Origin of the sequence: Catalinimonas alkaloidigena (assembly GCF_029504655.1) — a bacterium.
Taxonomy (GTDB): domain Bacteria; phylum Bacteroidota; class Bacteroidia; order Cytophagales; family Cyclobacteriaceae; genus Catalinimonas; species Catalinimonas alkaloidigena.
Genome location: NZ_JAQFIL010000001.1, coordinates 6,469,242 through 6,491,844 on the forward strand (window position 1 = coordinate 6,469,242; position 22,603 = coordinate 6,491,844).

A 22,603-nucleotide genomic window follows, 5' to 3' on the forward strand; every position below is an offset into this window, starting at 1 on the left:
TTATATTGGAAAGATAGAAAAAAAATAGAAAGCCGGTTTATTATACAGACAGATTATAAAGAGAACAATAATTATGGAGCAAACAACCTCAGACTTGGTATTATTTTTCGGGCGGTTTCACCCGCTCATTCTGCACTTACCTATTGGCTTTTTATTGATCGCCTTTGTGCTGGAAATCCTCTCTCGCTTCAAAAAATTTGAAGCATACAAACCCGCCGTAGGCTTTGTGCTTTTACTGGGTGCTTTCTCAGCAGTTGTCGCTGCTGCCCTGGGGCTCATGCTGGCACAGGGTGGAGGCTATGGAGAAGAACTGCTGAGCCTGCATCAATGGCTGGGAATTGCTGCTGCTGTTACTGCTATCGTGGCCTGGCTACTCAACTGGCAGGCAGCTAAACAAGCCTCTCCCGGCCTGGACAAAGCCTATGTCTCGGTACTCTCAGTCATGGTAGTCGTGCTGATGGCTGCCGGCCACTATGGAGGCTCTCTGACCCACGGTTCTGATTACCTGACCCAGCACATGCCTAACCCACTGCGTGCAGTAGCCGGACTGGAACCCAAAATAGAAAAGAAAGCCGTGGTCATCACCGACCTGCCGGAAGCTCAGGTCTATCATGATATCATTTATCCCATCCTTGATGCTCGCTGCGTATCCTGCCACAATCCCGATAAAAAGAAAGGCGAACTGATGATGCATACGGTTGAGGCTTTGCAGGAGGGGGGAGAGAACGGGGCTATCTTCGTGGCAGGAAACACCGAAGAAAGCGACATGATCAAGCGTGTTCTCCTTCCTGAAGATCATGACGACCACATGCCTCCCGAAGGAAAAAGCCAGCTTACCGATGAGCAGGTAGAACTGCTGAACTGGTGGGTAGCCGAAGGCGCTCCTTTTGATAAAAAAGTAGCCCAGGTCAATGTCAATGATGACATACAAAAAGTGTTGAATACCCTGGTAGACCCCAATGCCAACAAAACAGAGGTAGAGATACTGCTGGCTTCTGAGGTAAAAGCTGCCGAAGAACAGACTTTAAGTCAGCTGCAGCAGGAAGGCGTGCAGGTGATGCCACTGGCAGCTGAGGTCAACTGGTTGCAGGTACGCATCCCACTGAGCAAGTCAGGAGATTCTTTAGTACAGACCTTACAACCCGTGGCTGAGCAGTTGACCTGGCTGGACATGGGCGACACCAAAACTACCGATCAGGCATTGACAGCGATTCCCAAGTTTACCAAACTCACCCGCCTTCATCTGGAAAACACCCAGGTAACCGATGCCGGATTGCAACATCTGAAGGATATGCCTTATCTGGAATACCTTAACCTCTACGGCACCCAGGTAAGTGATGAAGGCATTCAGCAGCTCAAAGGGTTAAAAAATCTACGCAAGCTCTATCTCTGGCAAACTCAGGCTACCAAAGAAGGCGTAGCCCAGCTTCAGCAGGCTTTACCTCAACTGGAAGTGAATATGGGGATAGAAAACTGGGGAACAGTAGCAGCAGATAGCTCAGTAGCGATGAAAGAATAATGTCTTAGAAAGACTTGAACATATAAGAGGTCAGTAATTTTGGCTTTTTCCACAACCTAAAACTTATGCTCATTATTGATGCTTACCCCCTAGCCGTGGTGATGCTTTTCATCACCATGCTATGCTGGGGTTCCTGGGCCAATACGCAAAAATTAGCGACAAAAAAATGGCCCTTTCAGCTGTTCTATTGGGATTATACTATTGGCATTGTCTTACTTGCTTTGATTTTTGGGCTTACGCTGGGCAACAATGGAGGAGAAGGCCGGGGCTTTTTTGAGGATTTATCTCAGGCTAATACTGAAGCCCTGCAATCTGCTTTTATTGGAGGTGTAGTTTTCAACATTGCCAATCTACTGCTGGTAGCCGCGATTGATCTGGCGGGCATGGCAGTAGCTTTTCCTATCGGAATCGGGCTGGCTTTGGTATTGGGAGTCATTGTCAACTATGTAGCGGTCCCTGTTGGAGACCCTGTTTTACTTTTTATAGGTGTAGCCCTGGTCACGGTGGCTATCGTATTGGATGCCCTTGCCTATCGGCAAAAATCCGGAGGGGTAGGCGTTACGACCAAAGGAATAATGATTTCATTGATTGCCGGCATCCTGATGGGCTTCTTTTTCCGTTTTGTGGCAGCAGCAACTATTCAGAACTTTGCCAATCCTGAGCCGGGTCTGATGACGCCTTTCAGCTCCGTTTTTATCTTTTCCATTGGTATTTTTATTTCCAACTTCCTCTGGAATACCATCTTTATGTATCGCCCGATATCGGGGGAAAAGGTAAGCTATCAACAGTATTTTTCGCAAGGGAATACACGTTTACACCTGATTGGTATTTTAGGCGGAGTGATCTGGTGTGTGGGTATGTCTTTCAGTATGCTGGCTTCCGAGCAGGCAGGCTTTGCCATCAGCTACGGTTTGGGGCAGGGAGCTACCATGATCGCTGCCATCTGGGGCGTATTCATCTGGAAAGAATTTGCCGGCACCTCTTCCAAAACCAAACGCCTGCTCGCTACTATGTTTGTCTTCTTTACCATCGGTCTGGCCCTCATCATCCTCGCAAGATTGAATTAATGATTGATGACTAATGATGAATGAGTTAACTTCGTTCATTAACCAAATCGTTAATCATCATTCATTGACCATCAAATATGTCTCGTCTTATCTTATTCAATAAACCCTTCCAGGTACTTTGCCAGTTTTCTCCCGAAGGAGATAAGCAAACACTCAAGGACTATATATCCATCCCCAAAGTATATCCTGCCGGCAGACTGGATTATGATAGCGAAGGATTGTTACTACTAACCGATGCGGGTTATCTGCAACACCTGATCAGCGATCCTAAACATAAAATGAGCAAGACCTATTGGGCGCAGGTAGAACGAGTTCCTGACGATCAGGCGCTACAGCAGCTTTCTGAAGGAGTGATGATGAAGGATGGACTGACCAAACCCGCCCAGGCAAAATTGATTGATGAGCCCGAGTTATGGCCTCGTAATCCCCCAATCAGGGAACGTAAAAATATTCCAACCGCCTGGGTAGAACTTGAAATCAGCGAAGGTAAAAACCGGCAGGTACGCCGTATGACGGCCGCAGTGGGCTTTCCAACCCTTAGATTGATTCGTCAGTCAGTGGGTCCCTGGGCTTTACAAAACTTACAGCCGGGAGAGTGGGTAGAGGTCCCCTGCCCCAAAAACAAGCAGGAATTGGATAAGTTGATGAAAAGATCCACCTAACTTCATCATCGTATTTTTTTTGTCCTACAAAATTCATAACTAAAATACTGGTTTAAGCAATGCCACATTCCTCATTAACCTAATAAAATAGCGAATGGTGAGTACTCAGTATTTGAATATTTTGAAGCATTATATATCTTCAAAACTTATCCTAACCTAACCGACCATGAAAAAAGTAACCATCACTTGTCTGATGCTTCTTTGTGTGCTCACTACCTACGCACAGAAGAAGCCAAAAATTAACGCCAAAAAGAAAGCAGTTATCGCTTCGGTAGAAAGTAAGAAGGACCAGCTTACCGAGCTGAGCGATAAAATATGGGCTTATGAAGAAGTTGCTTTTCAGGAAACCCAATCGGCTAAAGCACTGGCCGACTTCGCCGAAGCTCAGGGCTTTAAAGTCACCCGTGGCGTCGCGGGAATTCCTACTGGTTTCACTGCTGAGTTTGGCTCTGGAGAACCAGTCATTGGCATACTGGGGGAGTTTGACGCGCTTCCTGGTTTATCCCAAAAAACAGTTCCCTACAAAGATCCTCGTAATGTAGGCGCTCCCGGTCATGGCTGCGGACATAATTTGTTTGGTGTAGCTTCTCTGGGAGCAGCTACCGCCATCAAAGAACTGATTGAGGCGGGAGAACTGGAAGGCACGGTGCGTTTTTATGGCACACCTGCCGAAGAGAAGTTTTTTGGTAAGCTTTGGATGGTACGCGAAGGCCTCTTTGATGATGTGGATGTGGTGATGGACTGGCACCCGGGTGCTGAGACCAAAGCCAATGTGCAGAAAGGACTGGCGCTGGTAGACTTTATCGTTGAGTTTGAAGGACAGGCAGCACACGCTTCCGGTGACCCCTGGAACGGGCGCAGTGCTTCTGATGCGCTGGAGTTGTATACCACTGGGATCAATTATTATCGCGAGCATATCAAACCTACCGTGCGTATCCACTACCACATACAGGATGGCGGACAGGTCGTCAATGTAGTACCGGATTACGCTAAAATCTGGACCAGAGTAAGAGACACCAATCGTGAGGGGATGGAAAAAGTATGGAAGCATGTGGAACGTATCGCTGAGGGTGCCTCCATCATGGCTGATGTAGATTATAAAATCAATTTGGTGTCCGGTGTGCATGAAGTGCTGGTGAACCGTACTGGCGCAGGCGCTTTACAGGCGAACCTGGAATATCTGGGCGCCATTGAGTATACTGATGAAGAGCAGGACTTTGCCAAAAAGATACAGGAAGCTACCGGCTCAGAAGTGGTTGGCATAGAATCAGTCATTGAGCCTATGGAAGAGACTTTGGAGAATCCTATGGGCGGCTCTACCGATGTGGGTGATGTAAGCTATGTGGTGCCAACGATTCGCCTGAGCGCGACGACTGCACCCAAAGGGACACCCTGGCATTCCTGGGCAGTAGTAGCCTGCGGAGGAATGTCTATCGGGCACAAAGGGATGGAATACGCTGCCAAAGCCCTTTCCATGACCATGGTAGATTTGTTTGAAGAAGAAAAATTAAGAGAAGACATCAAAGCTGAATTTAAGGAGCGCAAAGGAGATTACGAATACAAAGGCATCGTACCTGATGGACCACCCCCAATTGGTGCGAATTGAAATTTATAGTTTTACTAGGAGTTTATGAAAAAACAAAGCAAGGCCTCATGGAATCAACTCTATGTTCTTTTAACCTTTGTAGCTATTATCATAACTTTAGCTATCTATTTTAACAAAGATTTTAAGCAGAAACTATCTGAAAATAGTGCCTATACAACAGCAAAAGTAATTGATATAGAAGAAAGATTTCAAAAAGGGCTTTTTATTAAATACCAATATTATGTTAATGGACAACATTATACTTCATATATACACTTGCCTAAAAAAGTCCATAACATACAGGTAGGAGATGAACTTGAACTACATTATGCAGTAGAAAAACCGGAATATAATGAGGTTGTATTTGATAATATGAGTTACTAAAGTACTAAGCCTCCTATCGGAACTAACTAACGATGAATAGAAGAGGCGTTGAAAATTCTGCGCCTCTTACTAGCACATTTAGTTTCTGTATAGGGTTACTCTCTGATCTTTTTACGCTGGCTGGTCAGCGACCGCATGTTTGACAACATCATCATAAGCCAGCTCGAGTTCAAATACTTCTGAAATAAAAAAAGTGCAGCCCCTGACTGCACTTTCTTTGTTTTATACTACTTTGATTAGCGGATGCTAATACTTTTTGAGTATGCAAGCTTACTGTTTCTTATGCTTAATTTGTATTGCGTATTGTTTATGCGGGATACATCTAATCCTCTTGCAAATACCTCCTGGGAAGACACATCGGTTTGATAGATCACATGGCCATATCTATTGTAAAGCTTAAGTGTGAGAGCAGACTCCATAGGGTTTTTGAATACCACTCTGATCATACCGGGCTCAGTTCTGATCACCGGCTTAAAATACACACTCTTTTTTTCTTCTTGTATTGTGAATTTCTGAGAAGTGGTGCCTTCTTTGGTTTTCACCTCAACAGTATATTCCCCGCTGGCTACCTGAGAAAAATCATACGCTCTTGCAAAAAATGAGCTTTTATGAATCGTCTCTGCATGCAATAACCGCCCTTTTTTATCCTTGATTTTTAGGAAAGACTTCTTTCCCTCAACAAGATTATCAACTTTGATAAAAGCTTTTTTCTGATTGCCTGAAGAAGCATTGACAGTAACACTAAGTTGTGTGCCTGATTTGTACGGATTTTTGGGGGTTGCCATACTTGTGTGGATCATTGCGCTCAGCAATAAAGCCACTAATACTAATTTTTTCATGATTGTCTATTTGAGTTAATGTTGTATCCATACTTAGACACATCCTTTGCCAAAAGTAAAAACAGCCAAATTATTGAAAATAAGCATGTTACACCCAAATCTCCTGTACATAAACGGACAATTCGCTGTACACTTTTGGAAAGCCGTTACTGAAAAAATAGGCTTGAGAGGGCAAAAAAAAAGCCAACAGTATTTGCGTACCCTTGGCCCAAGTTATTAAATATTTATTCACTCCGTAGCGAACGCACCGGATTGGCGGACGCTGCTCTTGCTGACTGCCAGCTTACGGTTAGCCAGGCGATCAACAAAGCTGTCAAACCAGCTAAAATAAATATCCATGGCCCTATGCTAATGCGGAAAGCAAAGCCCTCCAGCCACCAGTCCATGATAAAATAAGCCAGGGGAATAGATAGCACGAAAGCCACAACCACCAGCCTGGTGAAATCTTTGGAAAGGAGGAGGATCACACTGGATACCGAGGCTCCCATCACTTTGCGGATACCAATCTCTTTGGTGCGCTGCTCAGCCATAAAGGAAGCCAGCCCCAGGAGGCCCAAACAGGCTACTAAGATCGCCAAAACCGTAAAGACGGAGAAGACTACGCCCAGACGCTGCTCAGCACGAAAAAGTGCGTCATAGTCTTCATCCAGGAAGGAGTACTGAAAAGGTTCGTCCGCAGCGTACTGATCCCAGCTTTTTTCTATCATATCCAGCGTAGCGCGTACATCTCCGGGAGCTATGCGCAGCGCGATATTTGAACCGTTGGTGGTAAGCATTAGGGCCAACGGACGAATTGCGTGGCGCAGACTTTCATAGTTAAAATCTTTAATGACACCCACAACCTTGTAGGGCTGCATCTCCGCGTTCTGTCCACCAAAATAAAGTACCTCCTCGTTCAGAGGATCTTCAAAACCAAACTCCCGAACGGCCGCTTCATTGAGTAGTATTGCCGCGGTATCTGTAGGAAAGTTACGGGAGAAGTTACGACCTTCTAACAACTCAATCTGCATGGTAGACAAATGCTCATAATCTATGCTGTAGGTAGAAATCATAATATCATCCTCTGTTCCCTTTCTCCTGAATATGGTGGTATTGTTAACTCCGGGAGGCACATTGTTGGAGATGGATACATCCACTACCTGAGCCTTATTTTTCAGTTCTTCTTTTAACACCTCTTGAGTTCCATCCGGCAGACGCCAGGCCCCCTTGATCACTACCACATTCTCTTTTTCAAACCCCAGGTTTTTACTACTGGTATATTCCAGTTGCTGATAAACCAGCAGGGTACAGATGATCAGGGTAATGGAAATAAAAAACTGAAAAACTACCAGCACATTACGGATACCGCTACTTTTCATGCCCGCTTTAAGCTTCCCTTTCAGCACTTCTACCGGACGAAAAGAAGAAAGGTAGAAAGCAGGATAACTTCCTGCCACTATTCCCACCAGAAGCATCAGCGCCAGTAAACTCAGCATAAACCAGGGTTCAGCAAAAAGCGCAGTAGAAATCTCTTTGCCCGACAGATTATTGAAGGGCTGTAATAAAAGGATAGCTGCCACTAACGCCAATACAGTAGCAATCAGACTGAGCAAGACAGACTCGGTCAGAAACTGCCTTACCAGATTGGAACGCATGGAGCCTAAAGTTTTGCGCACCCCTACTTCTTTGGCACGATTGGCCGAACGAGCAGTAGCCAGGTTCATAAAATTGATACAGGCCAGCAGAATGATGAAGAAAGCGATGGCCGCGAAAATATAAACGTAGGTAATATCTCCATTAGGCTCCACCTCATCACTCAGATTGGAATGTAAATGAATATCCAGCAGAGGCTGTAAAAAGTACCCATACTTGTTTCCCTGCTTTTTAAATTCATCCAGAGAAACACCCATAAACTGCTGAATCTCAGGACCTACATATTTCTCTACCAAACCTGCCAGTTTATCTTCCAAAGCCTGAGCAGATGCCCCTTCATGCACTAGCAGATAGGTCATAAAACTATTGTTGAACCAGCCTTCTGACCGGCTGTAGTCCAGCGTGCTCATGGAGCGCAGCATACTGAAATGGAAGTGCGACTGATCAGGAACCTCTTCCAGTATACCGGTAACAGTATTGGGTGTCTTGTCATTGCCCAACAGCAGCGTTTTACCTAAAGCAGGCTCTCTGCCAAAGTATTTTCGTGCTACATCTTCAGGGATGACCAGCGAATTAGGCTCAGTAAGAGCGGTTGCAGCCTCACCTTCCAGCAACTTAAAGCTAAACACATCAAAAAAGGTAGAATCAGCGAAGAAAATATCATCTTCAGAAATTACCTTTTCTCCGTAGCGGATTACCTGCTGATCCTGATAAACATAAACCCTAACCGCATTTTGTACTTCCGGCAACTCCTCTACTGCCGTAAAAGCCAGCGGAGGGGTTGTATTCGTAGTAAATATTTCCTGATCAGCAATCTTACCATTTAAGCCCACACGATAGATTCTGTCTGCTTTGGCATGAAAAGCATCATAACTCAACTCATGATAAACGTATAACAGAATGAGCAAACAACTGGCTACGCCGATACTTAAGCCCAGAATGTTAAGGGTAGTGTATAGTTTGTAGTTGGCCAGATTGCGAAAGGCAATTTTTAAATAGTTTCTGATCATCTCTCAGGCATTTAGGTGGGTAGAATCAATATTCTATTGAGTAGATGCGATTTTGCTGAAAAGGTTGCAGCAGATGCTATATTTTTTGGTAATAATGGGTAAGCTCATGACGGTCGCTGCCGATTAATTACGTTATAACGCTCAAGGATTATTTCTATCCAATTTACTCTGGTAGCTTTAAAGTCATAAACCTACGGTAAATCAGCGATGTACAGTGCTGCAAAATCATACCATGCTACGGCGTCAAATAACATAGCCAAAAGAACATGTTAATGACTATCATCCTTGTGTAACTCGACGTCCCACTAGAAGCCAGGCGCAGTGGTTAATTTATCCATAGATAAATCACTGACAATAAATAATTTAACACTCTTTATTGAGTAATAATTTTTCTTTACTAAATCCAGTTTATTTACTTCCTACGTAAATCAAATTGCCATTCTGGAAGAATGCGTATTTCAGAAATAATATTGATTCCTCAAACCACAAAACTCAAAAGTTATGAGCACCTATGCAGGACGACTCTTCCAACTTAACAAAAGCCAAGGAAGTTCTGGCGACACCATTACTGTTTCAATAATCAAAAGCTCCTCGGCTACCTTTAAGGTCACCTCTAACCATCGGGCTTTTTTTGAGCCTATTCCGCCCCAAGCAGGAACTACCTTCTTCGGATATGAGGCTCAGTTTAGCCGTATTGACGACAAGACTGCTCAGGTAGTGGTTCCACCCATCGGCCCGAATCAACCGTTCGAAATGCCGGCGGGAAAGTACCGATTCATTATTGTAACGGGTCGTGATTTTGCGGATAGCGAAGATATCTTTACGGCTATTAAGCCAGCCAATACCAGTGTAAGTGGCGGAGCATTATCTCCTTATAGTCCGGTTGGTCAACCGCCGATACTAAGCAGTATCGGAAATATCAAAAAAATGTTAACAAATCCTCCGAGCTTTTTCCCAACCAAAACCCTCATTGGCCAAACTATCCAACTGCCCACCTCTAAAACCAAGATTACCCCCATCAAAAATCCTGGCACCCAGCCTAGAGTTCCGAGCGGTTTGATAAAAGACTTTAAAGAAACGATTAATGTCTCCGATTTGAAATACAAAAAAAATCCTGCACTACCATCAGAAGAATCGGAACAGGAAACCATACAAGAAACGGTACGCTGGGTAGTGGTCGTAACCAGTCCGGTACGGGAGGGACCAGGGCCAGATTTGCGTCCGATGGATTATCAAAGCGAGCCCATTCCGGTAGAGCGGGAGAAAGGCAGCATGCCAGTGCAGCAATTTGACTTTATCGTGAGAGCCGATCTGACCCTTCAGGCCGAGATACCGATTGCCAACCGAAAGGTCAGCTGGAGTTTTGATGACCGGCTTGCCGTACCCAATGATGATTCTCGTATCATTGAGGTCAGCAACGATTTGGATGCGCTACGTACCAAACTCGAAGCCAACCAAGTGGACGCAGGTCCTGATTACGCTTACACCGGTGATGAAGGGGAAGTATACTGCTGGATGCGGATTCGCCTGTACGACGAGTCAGAACTTAGCAACGAAGATTTGTATGTGAAGCCCTTCAGGATCACCCTGGGAGAGGATACGGAACCGGTAGAAGAGTTTGAACCAATCAAAAAAGAAGTCCTGCTGGCGAGTACTCCCCGCTTACCAATCAAAAACGACTTCCTGCTTTCTCAACCCCTTGAAGTCGTAAATTTTGACTTAGAAGATTTCTTTGATTTTCCGGATGTGCTGGTAGATCCTTTTCAACCGGCCATTACTACGGCGGTCAGGAAAGTGGGGGGATTTCTGCTTGCGAGTTCCGCAGGCATCACGCGCACCAAACAACAGGCCATCGGATTTTTTCTGAAGCGCATAGCCGATGAAGTCATTCGAGAGTTTGATCTTGAAACCACCATTGCCGTACAGTTTACGAGCTTCCTGAACGATCAGAAAAATAATGACAAATTGCAGGCTTTTGACCAGGAAACGCTTCGGGCACTGGTAATCGGTATGATGCTCGGTATTCCGCGAGGGAACTGGGTGATGGCGAAGGATCAGGTAGAGGACTTAAAAGCGATTGCCATTGACCTCCCCCGGGCACTGATCAACTTCATCGAGCAAAATCCAATGAAAGCAATGATAATTGCCGGTGATATAGCACTCAATGGCGTTATTTATACAGCGAACGTTAGCCTGCTTAAGGCTATCAAAAAGGCTTTTCTCAGGATTTACGATAAGAAAGACGAGCTTGTGAAGCTGATCGCTAAACTCTATCTCGAGGTCAGCCTGCTGAGTAACCTGGAAATACTCATTGCGCTGGCGAAAGGCCAGCAGATAGCCGCGGGAGTAGTCAAAACTCTGGGTGAAGCGTTCTACACGGGTTTTGAAAAGTTTGTCGGCTATATTCCTACCGATTACCTGAATTATCCGAAAAATTCCAATCCTTATCATTACTTCATCGGCGCCTTCATTGCGGGCGACTTTCTGGGGTATATCGTCGGTACAGTAGGCGTAGAGGTATTACTGGCCGTGTTGACCGACGGCATTGCCACCTATCTGAAGGTCGTAGCCAAGCTAGGCCGACTGGGTAAGGTAGGCATTAAAGCGCTCAAAGCCATTGAGGATTTGGTAGATACCTTTAACCGCCTCAGCAAGGTGCTGAGCAAGCTCGTGGATGCCGCCCAGGGAAAACTCAAAGACCGCGTCGTAAAGACCATCCTCTATGCTGTACGCTTCATTGATGAATTGAAACCCCGCTTTATCAAGAGTTTTATTGAGGCACTTACCGAAGGAGCAGAAGAAGTACGCGACCGGGTGCTGAAATGGGTCTATCGCTACGGCAAAGATGGTGATGGGGTAGGAATGCGCGGAGTTGCCGAGGCCTTAGATGGAGAATTTCCCATTGATCAGCCTGAACAGGCTAAGGAGGTAATTGAACTTCTTGCTTATACCGCTGAACCTAAGAAAGACAGGCCTGGATTTATACCCTCCTGTAAATAAAAATATCATTAACTCGCTAACAAGAAGAAAATGAAAAACCTAAAAGATTGCCAGAAAGAAATTCAGTCATTAGCAAAAAAACAATCCGAATTATTATCAACCTTACTCGATGTATTTGACGATTCCTCTGAGGCTAAAGTATTCTATGACACATTGCGGAAAAAAGTTACTTCTTCTGAATTTGATGAAATTCTGAAGAGTTCTTTCTTCACAAACTGGCCTCGAGACCATCCGAACTCAAAAGAGGGAATGCGAGGTATTAAAACTATAGCAGATAATATTGATAAAATTAAAGTCGCAAGTGATAAACCTGATGCTCTAACATTTAAATTTCTTTTGACAGAGGTATTTGGTAGCGATCAATATTTTGAAAGTATTGATGATGCACTAATGAAGGGTGTAGAGTTCTTTTCTTTGGTTCAGGAGGGTTTCGATATCATGAGTAGCAGAAAGCCAAAGGAGTTTGAAGGATTTCTCAGTAATTTAAAAATTTTAAATAACGCAAATGGATTAAGAGGAGCGCACTTTGAGCTGTATCTTGCAAAGAAGTATAATTGGGATGTACAAATTCGTTATAAGCCAAATAAGGAAGAATATGATATTTTTCTTTTTTCCAAAAAAGAAAAAGATAAGAATGGCAGGCCGTTACAATTCCTTTCGGCTAAAAACTGCTCAAATATCCGTTTAAAAGAATTTGGTCAGTTTTTGAAACAACTTGTCGCATTGAAAGACGACGGTCAACGTCTCCGTTATCGAGTGGTGGTTCACTTAGAAAATAACTGTAATTTCTCGAGAGCAGCGGGAGGATTCTTAGATAAATTTATTCAGGAAACAAAACAAGGGGGGAATTACCCGAAACTTAAACCGTTCCTGGACAGCATTATTGAGGAAGTTAAAAAAAATGAAAAAAGCATTAACAATTTTAATCCTAATAGATTCGTAGGAAAACCTGGCAACAGTAGCAATGGCTTTTTTAAAAGAATTGCATCCTTGGCCACCCCCAAAGGAGAAGATAAAATTGCAGAAGACTTTCTTGAAGGGTTTAAAAAGCTTTTCTTTATACAAGAAAGTAATGTAATTCCCTCTTACCGTAAAAAAAGTAGTTAATGTCTTTCAAGTTGATCAATAAGGTTTTCAAATTTAACATTCACAGTCTATTTTCATTCGAATTTTGTAACATTGAATATTGAAAAGGCAAAGGCGAAGTCTAGTAAACAGTGTCAAGCTATAGAATACCCCAACCGAAGGGGGATCAGGATAGAGGCCAATACCATTTTGGTAAAATCACCTGATAAAAGGCAAACGCTGACAAAAACACCAGCTCTCAATACTTTTCGGGTATCAATTTCTTTAAATCTTTGTATAAAGTTGAGAAGAAGTATATTTCCTTAGAAGATGCACTTTTGACAAAAAGGCTGCAGCCCAGATTGTATTTCTTATCTACCATAAAGTAAGAACATGATGAATCATGTTCTTACAATCCTATACTTACTCACTTCTCAAGCTGTCTACTGGATTGGCATGAGCCGCCTGGATAGCCTTGGAGCTTACCGTTACAAATGCGACAATAAGGGCCACAAGGATGACCATTGCGAAGGGCAAAATTGACATGTCCATCGCATAAGCGAAATTCGCCAGCCACTGATCGGCCAGCCAGAAGGCAATGGGTGCGGCTACAAGCCCGGCAATAAGGACCAGCTTTAGGAAGTCTTTACCCATCAACACTACAATTTGCCGGACTGAGGCTCCCAGCACTTTGCGCAAACCAATTTCCTTGATCCGTTGCTCTGCCATATAAGAGGCCAGGGCAAACAAGCCCATGCTGGCAATCAGCAGGGTGAGCAGCGTGGCATATAGCAAAGTTTTACCGAGTCTTTCCTGTTCCGCATAGAGTTTGGAGAAGTCATCATCCAAAAAGGTATAGCGCATCGGATGGGCGGGTTCTACCTGCTTCCAGTATTGCTCAATATCAGCGATTGTGGCACGAATATTCTCGGAAGAAAGACGAATGGCTACATTATTTATCCAACCGTCTCTCACACTCTTAATCGCTCCAGAGATGACCAGCGGCTTGATGTCATTTTGTAAATGCTGATAATGAAAGTCTTCTACTATTCCAATGATGGTTCCCGGCTCCTCTTCCCAGGAAAACCTTATCGCATGCCCAATTGGGTCTTCCAAATCATATTCTTTGACAAATTCTTCATTAACTACAAAGGTCTTACTACTAGTATCTGAAGGAGATAAAAACCTTCCTGCTATTATCTTCAGGCCCAGCACATCAGCATAAGCGGCATCGGCGAAGTAGATATCCACAAATGCGTCAGACTCCCGCCCATCAATCTGGAAAGAAAAATCGGACTCAAACTGACCAGGCACAGTACTGTTTGCCGATACACTTTGTATATTGGGATTACGCAACAGTTCCTGCTTAGTTGCTTCTACTTTTTCGTAAGTCTGCTGGGTATTGGCCTTGACCACTACCACCTGTTCTGCCTGAAATCCCAGCTCCTGCGTCTGCATATACTGCACCTGCTGATAGATGAAAAACATGACAATAGCAGCCACCATGGCTCCGGTAAACTGAGCCACCACCATACCATTGCGCAGCACCCTGCTTTTATCTTTGCGCAGCCACTGACCTTTGAGCACATCGGCAGGACGATAAGCGGCGAGAAAGAAAGCAGGATAACTACCAGACAACAGCCCCAGCACCAAAACGATAGCTAATAAATAAGGGCTGATGCTTTGCCACACCGCCCAGTCCAGCGCCAGGTTCCGATCAACGATAGTCTCAAAAGCCGGGAGGATAAAGCCTGTAAGCAGCATGGCTGCGGGTAGCGCGATCAACGCCTGCAGGGTAGCTTCCGCCAGAAACTGAGTGATCAGCTGCTGATTACTGGCTCCCGTAACTTTACGCACACCTACTTCTCGCGCTCTGCGGGTAGCCTGAGCAGTAGCCAGGTTCATGTAGTTGATGCCGGCAATCATTAGAATCAGTAAAGCTACGATACCGATGATGTACAGTGTTTCCATATTCCCTTCACCACTAAAAGACCCCCACAGCTCTACCCCATCACTGTCCAGTTGACTGGCCGTAAGCTGCTGAAGCCGCCAGTCGGGAAACTGATCCCAGCTATCGCCTACCTCGGCTTTGAGACGAGGCGTTAAGTCCTCAGTGATTTTTTGCTCCAGATTGGCTACATCTACTCCATCGTGCAAGGCTACAAAAGTAGCCGGCCAGTTGCCTGTCCAGCTGCCCCCCTGCGTGGTATCCTGCAAGACGATGTCAATGTCAAAGTGCGTATTTCCCTGAAATTCCGCTATCACGCCTGTCACCTCAAAGTCTGTCTCATCATTAAAAACCACAATTTTTCCCAGCGGATCTTCATTTCCAAACAGCGCCTGTGCCAACTCCTCACTGAGGAGTACTGCCGAAGGACTATGCATGGCAGTAGCCGCATCACCATATCTGAGCGGAAAAGGAAAGACCTGTAAAAAGCTACTATCCGCCTGAACGGTATGCTCTACATACAAAGACTTTTGCTGATCATCAGTCGCCACCAGCACATTGTCCTGTTCTTTCATGCGGGTAGCATGAGTGATTTCAGGAAAGCTGTGTCTCAAAGCCTCTGCCAGTGGCTGTGGTGTAAAAGCCGTACCCTGTCCCGGATCCCACTGCCGGTACACCTGATATATATTTTTGGAATTAGGAATCCAGTGATCGTAACTTAGTTCATGACGGATGAAGAGAATTGCCAGAATAGCCACAGAAATAGCCAGTGTAAGCCCGCTAAGGTTGACGATTGAATAGACTTTCTGTCTTTGGAAACTTCTGAGGGCGATGCGCAGGTAGTTTTTCAGCATTTCGTAGGCATAGTTTAATCGCAATTTTTCTATCCATTGAAAAAAGTATGCCACCGCACTATTTGGCATTTCAGACCACTTGTAGCTGTTTTTTTATGTCCACTAAAGAACAGTTTTGTGCGATAGTGGACAGTAGTTTTAGAAAGTATTAGCGGTCATTTTTTACATCACTCACTCCGCAAGCTATCCACTGGGTTGGCCTTGGCGGCTTTCATGGATTGATAAGCGATGGTAAGGCTGGCAATCAGCACAATGATACCTCCCGCCAGCAGGAATATCGGCGCTCCCAAATCAATCTGATAGGCAAAATCCGCCAGCCACCGCTTCATCATCAGGTAAGAAACAGGTACTGCCACCAGAAAAGCAAGGGCAATCAGCAGCATAAATTCTTTGTAAGAAAGAGCCATCACCTGCCATACCGAAGCGCCTAATACCTTCCTGATACCAATTTCTTTGGTCTTTTTGTTCATGGAAAGTGTGACCAGTCCAAACAAGCCCAGGCAGGAGATAAAGATGCCCAATGCTGTAGTAACATTTAGTATGGTACTCAGACGCTGTTCTGCCCGGTATTGAGCATCTAACCTCTCATCTACAAAAGAAAATTCAAACTGCTGCTCGGGAGCTACTTCCTTCCAAACCTCTTTAAGCTCATCTACCATCTCTGCCAAAGCCTCCGACTGAACTTTTACAGATATCTTAGGTGTGGCGTTGGCTTCAAACATCACATTCTCACTGCCTTTGAAGATGCCATAGGGGTTCATCACCAGCAGTGCGGGTTCTATGGCAGCGTGCAAAGACTGGTAGTGAAAGTCGCTGAGGACACCAACTACCTGGTACTCCTGAAAAGGAGGAGGCAGTGTACTGCCTACTGCTTCTCCCAAATTAAATGCCCGGGCAAAAGTCTTATTGATCAATACCCCCGAGCGGGCATCGGCTCCGCTTTCCACATCAAAATCCCTACCCTGAAGCATTTCTAATCCATAGGTTTTTACAAAGTCCTGATCCACGGTATTCATGTTGAATTCGCGGTATGTCCCTTCTTCAGTGGTAAAACCTACTTCTATCCAACCCGACTGTCCAAAAGTGAAGAAAGAGGTGGTGACTTCTTTGACTTCCGGCAGGCGGTCAAGCGCATTTTTGATCAGCTGCTTTCTCTGGAAATTTTCTTTCATAAACTGATCCATTGTGCTGCCCGACATACGGGTTTGCATATTTTGAGGAATTACTATGATCTGTTCTTTGTCAAAACCAAGGTTTTTATTTTGCAGATAGGTCATTTGCTGCTTCATCACCAGTGTGCCTATGATCAGTATGGCCGCCAGTACAAACTGAAAAGAGACCATGATTTTGCGGAGGGTCTCACGACTATAGCCCATGCTCATGCTGCCACGGAGGATCATCAGAGGAGAGAAACCGGAGAGGATAAGCGCGGGATAAACGCCAGCCAGAAAGCCCACCACCACTGTCAGCAGAAATAAAAACAGAATATTCTGCATGCTGAAGGAGAATACAAGCGCTTTGTCAGCCAGTTGATTGAAATAAGGCAGTAAAAGAACGACTAACAGTATGCCTAATCCTGTGGCAATGAAGGTAGTCATGAAAGCTTCGCTCCAGAACTGTGACATCAGTTGGCGGCGCACTGCACCTATTACTTTTCTCACCCCTACTTCTTTAGCTCGGCTCAACGAACGGCCTACGGCCAGGGTCACGAAGTTAATGCAGGCTACCACCAGGATCAGCAGCGCAACTGCTGAAAGTATGTATACATATTTCCAGTCGCTGACAGCCACTCCTCCCTTGGGAAAGTCCGTATTGAGGCGAATGTCGGTCAGGGGTTGCAGGCCGACAGTATATTCTCCCGGCTTATAGTTCTCGCCCAGCACCTGCTTTACCATGGCATCCAGCTTGCCTTCCAGTGCCTGTGCATTGGTCTGTTCATCCAGCAATGCATAGGTTTCCACACTGACATTGTACCAGCTCGCACGGCTTCTTTCACCGGAAAAAGCCTTGTTGTTATCATAAGGAATCAGCATGTTGTACTGCAGACTTACGTTAGAAGGCAGGTCAGCTACTACAGCACTTATACTGAATTCCTGATACTGATCACCTAATTTGATGGATAAGGATTGACCGATAGGGTCAGCATCCCCAAAATATTTGACAGCGTGGGATTCAGTAAGCACCAGGTCCTGTAGTTGGCTTAGTGACACATCTCCACTCAGCACTTCATTGTTAAATAATTTGAAGAACTGCGGATCAGCATAAAAGACTTCTTCATTTTGCGAATCCTCCCCCTTCTTTACCAAAGACGAAATCTTGCCCACCCGTACCGTAGCTTTCACTTCCGAAAAATTAGAGTCCAGAGCCGGGCCCAGCGGCATAGGGGTATGGGTATTGAAAAATATTTCATCAGGCCCGTAATCTTCCAGCACCCAGGCCCGGTAAATCTGATCGGCATAGGTATAAGAACGGTCAAATGAAAGCTCATCCTGTACATAGAGCCAGATGAGGATGCAAAAGGTAAAGCTCACCATCAACCCGGATATGTTGATGATGGAATACAATTTCTGTTTAAGCAGGTTTCTGTAAGCGACTTTGAAATAATTTTTAAACATAGCGCTTGAATTAGCAGGTTGTGAAAATTGTCTTTTAGCAATGAAATAGGGTCTGAAAAAAGTAAGCACATTCATCCAGTAGCGAAAATTGGCCCTTCTGTCTCCATCTTCACTCACCCAGTCCAGATAGGATTCATGCAAATCTCCTTCAATCTCCGGCAGTAAATCGGGATCGCAAAACCAGCGGAGAAACTGCTGCGCACGCTGCGGAGGCTGATATTTTTGAATATTACTCATCCCTCAAGCTGTCTACCGGATTAGCCTGTGCGGCCTTGATGGACTGGAAGCTGATCGTCAGCCAGGCAATGAACAGGGCAACACTTCCTACCCCCGCCAGGAGTAGCACATTCACCTCAATACGGTAAGCAAAGTCCTGTAGCCATTCATGAAGCAGCCAGTAGGTAAAAGGCACGGCGATAAGCAGAGACAATAGAATCAACAAAGTAAAGTCTCTGCCTACCATCAGCAATATTTTGCCTACCGATGCGCCCAGCACTTTGCGAATGCCAATCTCCTTCCTTCGCTTTTGCAGGGTATATTGCGACAGGCCTAATAATCCCATACAGGCGATAGCAATCGCTACTCCCGAAAATGCGGTGACAATGCCCAGCAGGCGGTCTTCCGCTTCGTACATCCGGGCTACCTGCTCATCCATAAAAGAAAAATCAAAAGGACGACCAGTATTTAATGCCTCCCATTGTGCTTCCAGAAAGTTGAGCATTCCACGGTAATCCTTGGTTTGAATACGGGCAGTCACATAATTGTGCACCCCATTATCTGGCGCCCGGTAAAAATGTAGAATAGGCGCTACTTCATTCCGCAGGCTTTCAAAGTGATAGTCCTCGGCCAGCCCTACTAGCTGGTACTCACTTCTGCCCATATCAATGACTTTGTTTTCAATGTTTTCCCAACCGAAAGCCTGCATGGCTGCTTCGTTGAGAATCACGGCTTCGTTTCTATCGTTTTGAGAGTCTTCATGAAACATGCGGCCTTCCTGTATTTCAATGCCCAAAGTCTGAAAATAAGCCGCATCCGCAAAAGTGTAGCGCATGCGCATAGGATCGCCTTCCCAGCCCTTGGGCTGCACGAAAGTAAACCAGCCAGCCCAGTCGCTGGGGATATGCGAGGATGAACTTACTGAAACTATATCAGGATGCGCTAACAATTGAGTTTTAAAAACCTCAAGGCGAGCACTATCCTGCGCGCTACCCTCAAAACTACCTAAGCCAAGTGGCATCAGAATGATGTTTTCTTTGTCAAACGCCATATCCGCATTTTGCATAAAAGAAAGTTGTTGCCAGACGGTAAGCGCACTCCCTATCAAAAAAATAGAGACGGTAAACTGAAGCACTACCAGCGCATTGCGTAAACCTATGCCCCCCTGCTTACTTCTCAGCTTACCCCTGAGTGATTGAATGATTTTGAAACGAGACAGAAAAAAGGCCGGATAGCTGCCAGAAAAGAAGCCAAGAAGCAGTCCAAATGATATCAAGAGGATTAGCACTCTGATATCCGATAAAGGAAATACCAATGCGGTGCCAAATTGCTGGTTGAAGTAGGGTAGAATAATCATTGTCAGCATAATGCCAATCAATACACTGGCCAGGCACAGCAATACGGCTTCGCTGATGAACTGATAAATCAACTGGCTGCGCCGGGCACCAAAAGTCTTACGCATACCGATCTCCCGCATTCTCTCCAGCGAACGGGCAGTAGACAAGTTCATGAAGTTGACCGAAGCAATCAGGATAATGCCTATGGCAATGACCAGCAGGACATAAATGTTATGACTATCTCCTACGAAAGTATCATAAGCATCTGTAAGGGGGAGGAGTTTGAAGTTAGTCTTTTGCGGCTCATCTTCTCCCCAAACCTGTGCAATAAAATCAGGAAATTTAGCCTCCAGCCTTTCTGCCGAGGAGGCATCTGGCAATAGAACATAAGAGGAAAGAAAGGATGATCCCCAGTTCTCGCTGAGTTCCTGATAGTCAGGCGTACTTTTGATAGGCACAACCAGATCAAACTGAAGGGATGAGTTTTGAGGGATATCAGCCAGCACTCCGCTAACCGTATATTGTAATGCAAAGTCCAGGGTGATGGTCTTCCCAAGGGGATCTTCATCTCCAAAAAACTTCTGGGCAGTCTCTTCGGTGATCACCGCTTCATTTAGTGAGGAAAATACATGATCAACATTTCCCTCTACCTGAGGGAAGTTAAACATTTTCAGAATTTCAGGATCAGCAAACATGGCTTCGGCCTCAAACTGCTTATCATCTAAACTAACCCTAACATTATCTACAAAGCTGTGGGCGGTCATCTCTATCTCCGGATACTCACTTTCCAGTCGCGCTGTCAGGGGCAGCCAGGTATCATAGGTAGGCTGCACCCCATTGGGCGTAATTCGCTCCTTGTATACCATAAAGATACGATCGGCCAAGGGGTGGAAGCGGTCATAAGTCAGTTCATTGAAAGCATAAAGAGCAATGATCAGCGCGGCTGTTACCCCTATCGCTAAGCCACTGATATTGATTAGCGTAAATGACTTGTGCTTGCTCAGGTTGCGGTAAGCGATAAAAAAATAATTCTTTATCATGAGACTATGGTTAGGGTGTAGTGTGACTTTTCTTTTAGCGATAAAGTAAGGCCGGAAAAAGGAGAGCACGTGCAGCCAGTACAAAAAGTCAGCTTTTCTGCATCCTTTATGTAATACCCACCCTCTGTACATTTCGTACAAATCTCCTTCTATTTCAGAAACCAGATCAGGGTCACAAAACCCACGAAGGAATTGCTGAGCGTGGCGGGGTGGTTGCTTAGGTGGCTGCATGGACAAAGCATTAAATATTTCTCCAGGCAATACGGGGAATCAGATCCCACATGCGGTTACGCATCTGTCTGCTTTCTTCTAATACCTGCTTGCCATAAGCAGTCACTCTGAACAGCCGCTTGGGCCTGCCTCCTCTTTCTTCACTTGCTCCACCCATACGAGAGTTTAAGTAACCCTTATCCTCCAGGCGGTTCAGCGCTGCATGTATCGTGCTTAGCGTTACTCTTCTTCCCGACTGTTTTTCTATCTCATCCTTGATGCTGACCCCATAGGCATCATCATATAACATGCCTACCGTAAGCATGACCAGTTCCTGAAGCTCTCCAAGGTTTGTTCCTTTCATATGTAAAGATCATATTACTTTCGTATATGACGATCAAATACGATACCAACGCCCATAGCCACCTCAGATAGGCATTTTTGGAGTTTTATTCTGTCCGTATTCGGGCAAAACTGTAAAGAAATGAACACATAGCATCCACGCTACACTGGAGTGAGTAGCGAATTAGCAGGCCTATGTAGTCATTTTGGCTACGCCTGTTTTTTTTCCGCGGGAAAGTTTTAACCCATCTCTGATCATCAGGCTCATCAGATAAATATTCATTCCTCCCAGCAATAGCTCAGTAAGCTGAAGCGCCTGAAAAATATCATCTATGTTTGCATTACTTGCTCTTATATACAGAAGGATGGCCAGGCTTACTAACACTATTCCGTTGAGTACGATCAGCTTCACTCGTCTCATTTTTTGTTGGATGAGCAAGTGATGTGATTTTCCTGCCAGTAGCTTACCGCTTAACCCCAGGGCGGGCATGAAAATAATCATCAGAAGCAGCGCATAGAATATATAGGTTTTCACTTTTATGATGATGGCTTCATTGCCTGATAGTTCTGCAACCAATGAAGAGGCAAAAAAAGAAACGATAGTCAACATAGCCAATACTGCCATGATGCAGTGAATTTGTTTGAGCGTTTTTCTTTTCATCGCTGTAGCATTTTAATTACTTGATATATCAAGTAATTGTATATATAAAAAAGGCTTCAAAGCTGCCTATCTCTAAAATCGTTAATTTATTTGATATATCAAATAATTAGCTTATAAACTTATTTGAGGTTTTGAATAATCTGCCGGGAAAGCTCATTGAGCAAACCGATCTCACGGGCTGAGATATTCGCTGTCGCCCTTTTCAGTACCGCTTCCGCGCATTGGATAAGTGGTTTTTTGAGTTTTTTACCTGCATCAGTGAGGTAAATACGGCGGTTGCGCCTGTCATCAGGATCTACCTGTCGCCTTATAAGTCCTTTCTTATCCATCAGCTCCAGGGTGCGGGTAACACTCGCATTATCTTTCAGGGTGATGCCCGCGATTTCCAGCTGGTTGATCCCATCTTTTTCCCACAGCCGGTTCAAAATAGACCATTGTTCGGAAGTGATATCATAGCCGGCTGACTTAAAAGCCTGGTTAAGATGTTTTTTCAGAAAGTTAGCGGCAATATTAATGTTGTAGCCTATGGAGTCATCCAGCGTAAAATCGCTCATATCAGAATATAGCGTATTGCATCAAAAAGTAAAATATTAATACTGACTTACAAAAATTAATTT

At 44.9% G+C, this 22,603-nt stretch carries 15 protein-coding genes; 7 read left to right on the forward strand and 8 right to left on the reverse strand.

Going from position 1 to position 22,603, the window contains the following annotated elements:
* Window positions 1–73 precede the first annotated feature (73 nt).
* The 5 genes from OKW21_RS26200 (at window position 74) to OKW21_RS26220 (ending at window position 5,217) form a co-directional block, all read left to right on the forward strand.
* Window positions 74–1,519 (forward strand): c-type cytochrome domain-containing protein, encoded by a 1,446-nt coding sequence (locus tag OKW21_RS26200; RefSeq protein ID WP_277485436.1) that lies wholly within the window; start codon window positions 74–76, stop codon window positions 1,517–1,519.
* 65 nt (window positions 1,520–1,584) lie between these two features.
* Window positions 1,585–2,586: a GRP family sugar transporter gene (locus tag OKW21_RS26205; protein WP_277485439.1), complete on the forward strand. Its 1,002-nt coding sequence runs from the start codon at window positions 1,585–1,587 to the stop codon at window positions 2,584–2,586.
* A 77-nt stretch (window positions 2,587–2,663) separates the two neighbouring features.
* Window positions 2,664–3,248: a pseudouridine synthase gene (locus OKW21_RS26210; protein ID WP_277485442.1), complete on the forward strand. Its 585-nt coding sequence runs from the start codon at window positions 2,664–2,666 to the stop codon at window positions 3,246–3,248.
* 166 nt (window positions 3,249–3,414) lie between these two features.
* The gene (locus OKW21_RS26215) at window positions 3,415–4,854 is read left to right on the forward strand and encodes an amidohydrolase (protein ID WP_277485445.1); all 1,440 of its coding nucleotides are present in this window, start codon (window positions 3,415–3,417) and stop codon (window positions 4,852–4,854) included.
* Window positions 4,855–4,878: 24 nt separating this feature from the next.
* A complete protein-coding gene (locus OKW21_RS26220; RefSeq protein ID WP_277485448.1) occupies window positions 4,879–5,217 on the forward strand; it encodes a hypothetical protein in 339 nt (112 codons plus the stop codon).
* A gap of 236 nt (window positions 5,218–5,453) precedes the next feature.
* Here the strand turns inward: OKW21_RS26220 and OKW21_RS26225 are convergent, their stop codons facing one another.
* Window positions 5,454–6,056, reverse strand: a complete 603-nt coding sequence (locus tag OKW21_RS26225; protein WP_277485451.1) for a hypothetical protein — start codon at window positions 6,054–6,056, stop codon at window positions 5,454–5,456.
* Between the two features lie 224 nt (window positions 6,057–6,280).
* A complete protein-coding gene (locus OKW21_RS26230) occupies window positions 6,281–8,698 on the reverse strand; it encodes an ABC transporter permease (RefSeq protein WP_277485454.1) in 2,418 nt (805 codons plus the stop codon).
* A 501-nt stretch (window positions 8,699–9,199) separates the two neighbouring features.
* Here OKW21_RS26230 and OKW21_RS26235 point away from each other — a divergent pair.
* Both OKW21_RS26235 and OKW21_RS26240 read left to right on the forward strand, forming a co-directional pair.
* A complete protein-coding gene (locus OKW21_RS26235) occupies window positions 9,200–11,698 on the forward strand; it encodes a hypothetical protein (protein ID WP_277485456.1) in 2,499 nt (832 codons plus the stop codon).
* Window positions 11,699–11,728: 30 nt separating this feature from the next.
* Window positions 11,729–12,805 (forward strand): hypothetical protein, encoded by a 1,077-nt coding sequence (locus OKW21_RS26240; protein WP_277485458.1) that lies wholly within the window; start codon window positions 11,729–11,731, stop codon window positions 12,803–12,805.
* Between the two features lie 381 nt (window positions 12,806–13,186).
* Here OKW21_RS26240 and OKW21_RS26245 read toward each other — a convergent pair whose 3' ends face one another.
* From OKW21_RS26245 to OKW21_RS26270, 6 genes are all read right to left on the reverse strand, one after another.
* Window positions 13,187–15,634, reverse strand: a complete 2,448-nt coding sequence (locus OKW21_RS26245) for an ABC transporter permease (protein WP_277485461.1) — start codon at window positions 15,632–15,634, stop codon at window positions 13,187–13,189.
* Window positions 15,635–15,732: 98 nt separating this feature from the next.
* The gene (locus OKW21_RS26250) at window positions 15,733–18,417 is read right to left on the reverse strand and encodes an FtsX-like permease family protein (RefSeq protein ID WP_277485463.1); all 2,685 of its coding nucleotides are present in this window, start codon (window positions 18,415–18,417) and stop codon (window positions 15,733–15,735) included.
* The gene (locus OKW21_RS26255; protein WP_277485465.1) at window positions 18,410–21,004 is read right to left on the reverse strand and encodes an ABC transporter permease; all 2,595 of its coding nucleotides are present in this window, start codon (window positions 21,002–21,004) and stop codon (window positions 18,410–18,412) included. The genes OKW21_RS26250 and OKW21_RS26255 overlap by 8 nt, the downstream gene beginning before the upstream one ends.
* A 10-nt stretch (window positions 21,005–21,014) precedes the next feature.
* Window positions 21,015–21,347 carry a PadR family transcriptional regulator gene (locus OKW21_RS26260; protein ID WP_277485467.1) on the reverse strand — a complete coding sequence of 111 codons (333 nt, stop codon included), beginning with the start codon at window positions 21,345–21,347 and terminating at the stop codon, window positions 21,015–21,017.
* Between the two features lie 171 nt (window positions 21,348–21,518).
* Window positions 21,519–21,986 (reverse strand): hypothetical protein, encoded by a 468-nt coding sequence (locus OKW21_RS26265; protein ID WP_277485469.1) that lies wholly within the window; start codon window positions 21,984–21,986, stop codon window positions 21,519–21,521.
* Between the two features lie 119 nt (window positions 21,987–22,105).
* Complete coding sequence (locus OKW21_RS26270) at window positions 22,106–22,540, reverse strand: MarR family winged helix-turn-helix transcriptional regulator (protein ID WP_277485471.1); 435 nt, start codon at window positions 22,538–22,540, stop codon at window positions 22,106–22,108.
* Window positions 22,541–22,603 lie beyond the last annotated feature (63 nt).

Bases quoted from the DNA above. Each gene is read 5' to 3' on its own strand.
- OKW21_RS26235 (WP_277485456.1), top strand. From the start codon at position 9,200: ATGAGCACCTATGCAGGACGACTCTTCCAACTTAACAAAAGCCAAGGA.
- OKW21_RS26210 (WP_277485442.1), top strand. From the start codon at position 2,664: ATGTCTCGTCTTATCTTATTCAATAAACCCTTCCAGGTACTTTGCCAG.
- OKW21_RS26225 (WP_277485451.1), bottom strand. From the start codon at position 6,056: ATGAAAAAATTAGTATTAGTGGCTTTATTGCTGAGCGCAATGATCCAC.
- OKW21_RS26205 (WP_277485439.1), top strand. From the start codon at position 1,585: ATGCTCATTATTGATGCTTACCCCCTAGCCGTGGTGATGCTTTTCATC.
- OKW21_RS26200 (WP_277485436.1), top strand. From the start codon at position 74: ATGGAGCAAACAACCTCAGACTTGGTATTATTTTTCGGGCGGTTTCAC.
- OKW21_RS26230 (WP_277485454.1), bottom strand. From the start codon at position 8,698: ATGATCAGAAACTATTTAAAAATTGCCTTTCGCAATCTGGCCAACTAC.
- OKW21_RS26220 (WP_277485448.1), top strand. From the start codon at position 4,879: ATGAAAAAACAAAGCAAGGCCTCATGGAATCAACTCTATGTTCTTTTA.
- OKW21_RS26260 (WP_277485467.1), bottom strand. From the start codon at position 21,347: ATGAAAGGAACAAACCTTGGAGAGCTTCAGGAACTGGTCATGCTTACG.
- OKW21_RS26255 (WP_277485465.1), bottom strand. From the start codon at position 21,004: ATGCAGCCACCTAAGCAACCACCCCGCCACGCTCAGCAATTCCTTCGT.
- OKW21_RS26245 (WP_277485461.1), bottom strand. From the start codon at position 15,634: ATGCCAAATAGTGCGGTGGCATACTTTTTTCAATGGATAGAAAAATTG.
- OKW21_RS26240 (WP_277485458.1), top strand. From the start codon at position 11,729: ATGAAAAACCTAAAAGATTGCCAGAAAGAAATTCAGTCATTAGCAAAA.
- OKW21_RS26215 (WP_277485445.1), top strand. From the start codon at position 3,415: ATGAAAAAAGTAACCATCACTTGTCTGATGCTTCTTTGTGTGCTCACT.
- OKW21_RS26265 (WP_277485469.1), bottom strand. From the start codon at position 21,986: ATGAAAAGAAAAACGCTCAAACAAATTCACTGCATCATGGCAGTATTG.
- OKW21_RS26250 (WP_277485463.1), bottom strand. From the start codon at position 18,417: ATGAGTAATATTCAAAAATATCAGCCTCCGCAGCGTGCGCAGCAGTTT.
- OKW21_RS26270 (WP_277485471.1), bottom strand. From the start codon at position 22,540: ATGAGCGATTTTACGCTGGATGACTCCATAGGCTACAACATTAATATT.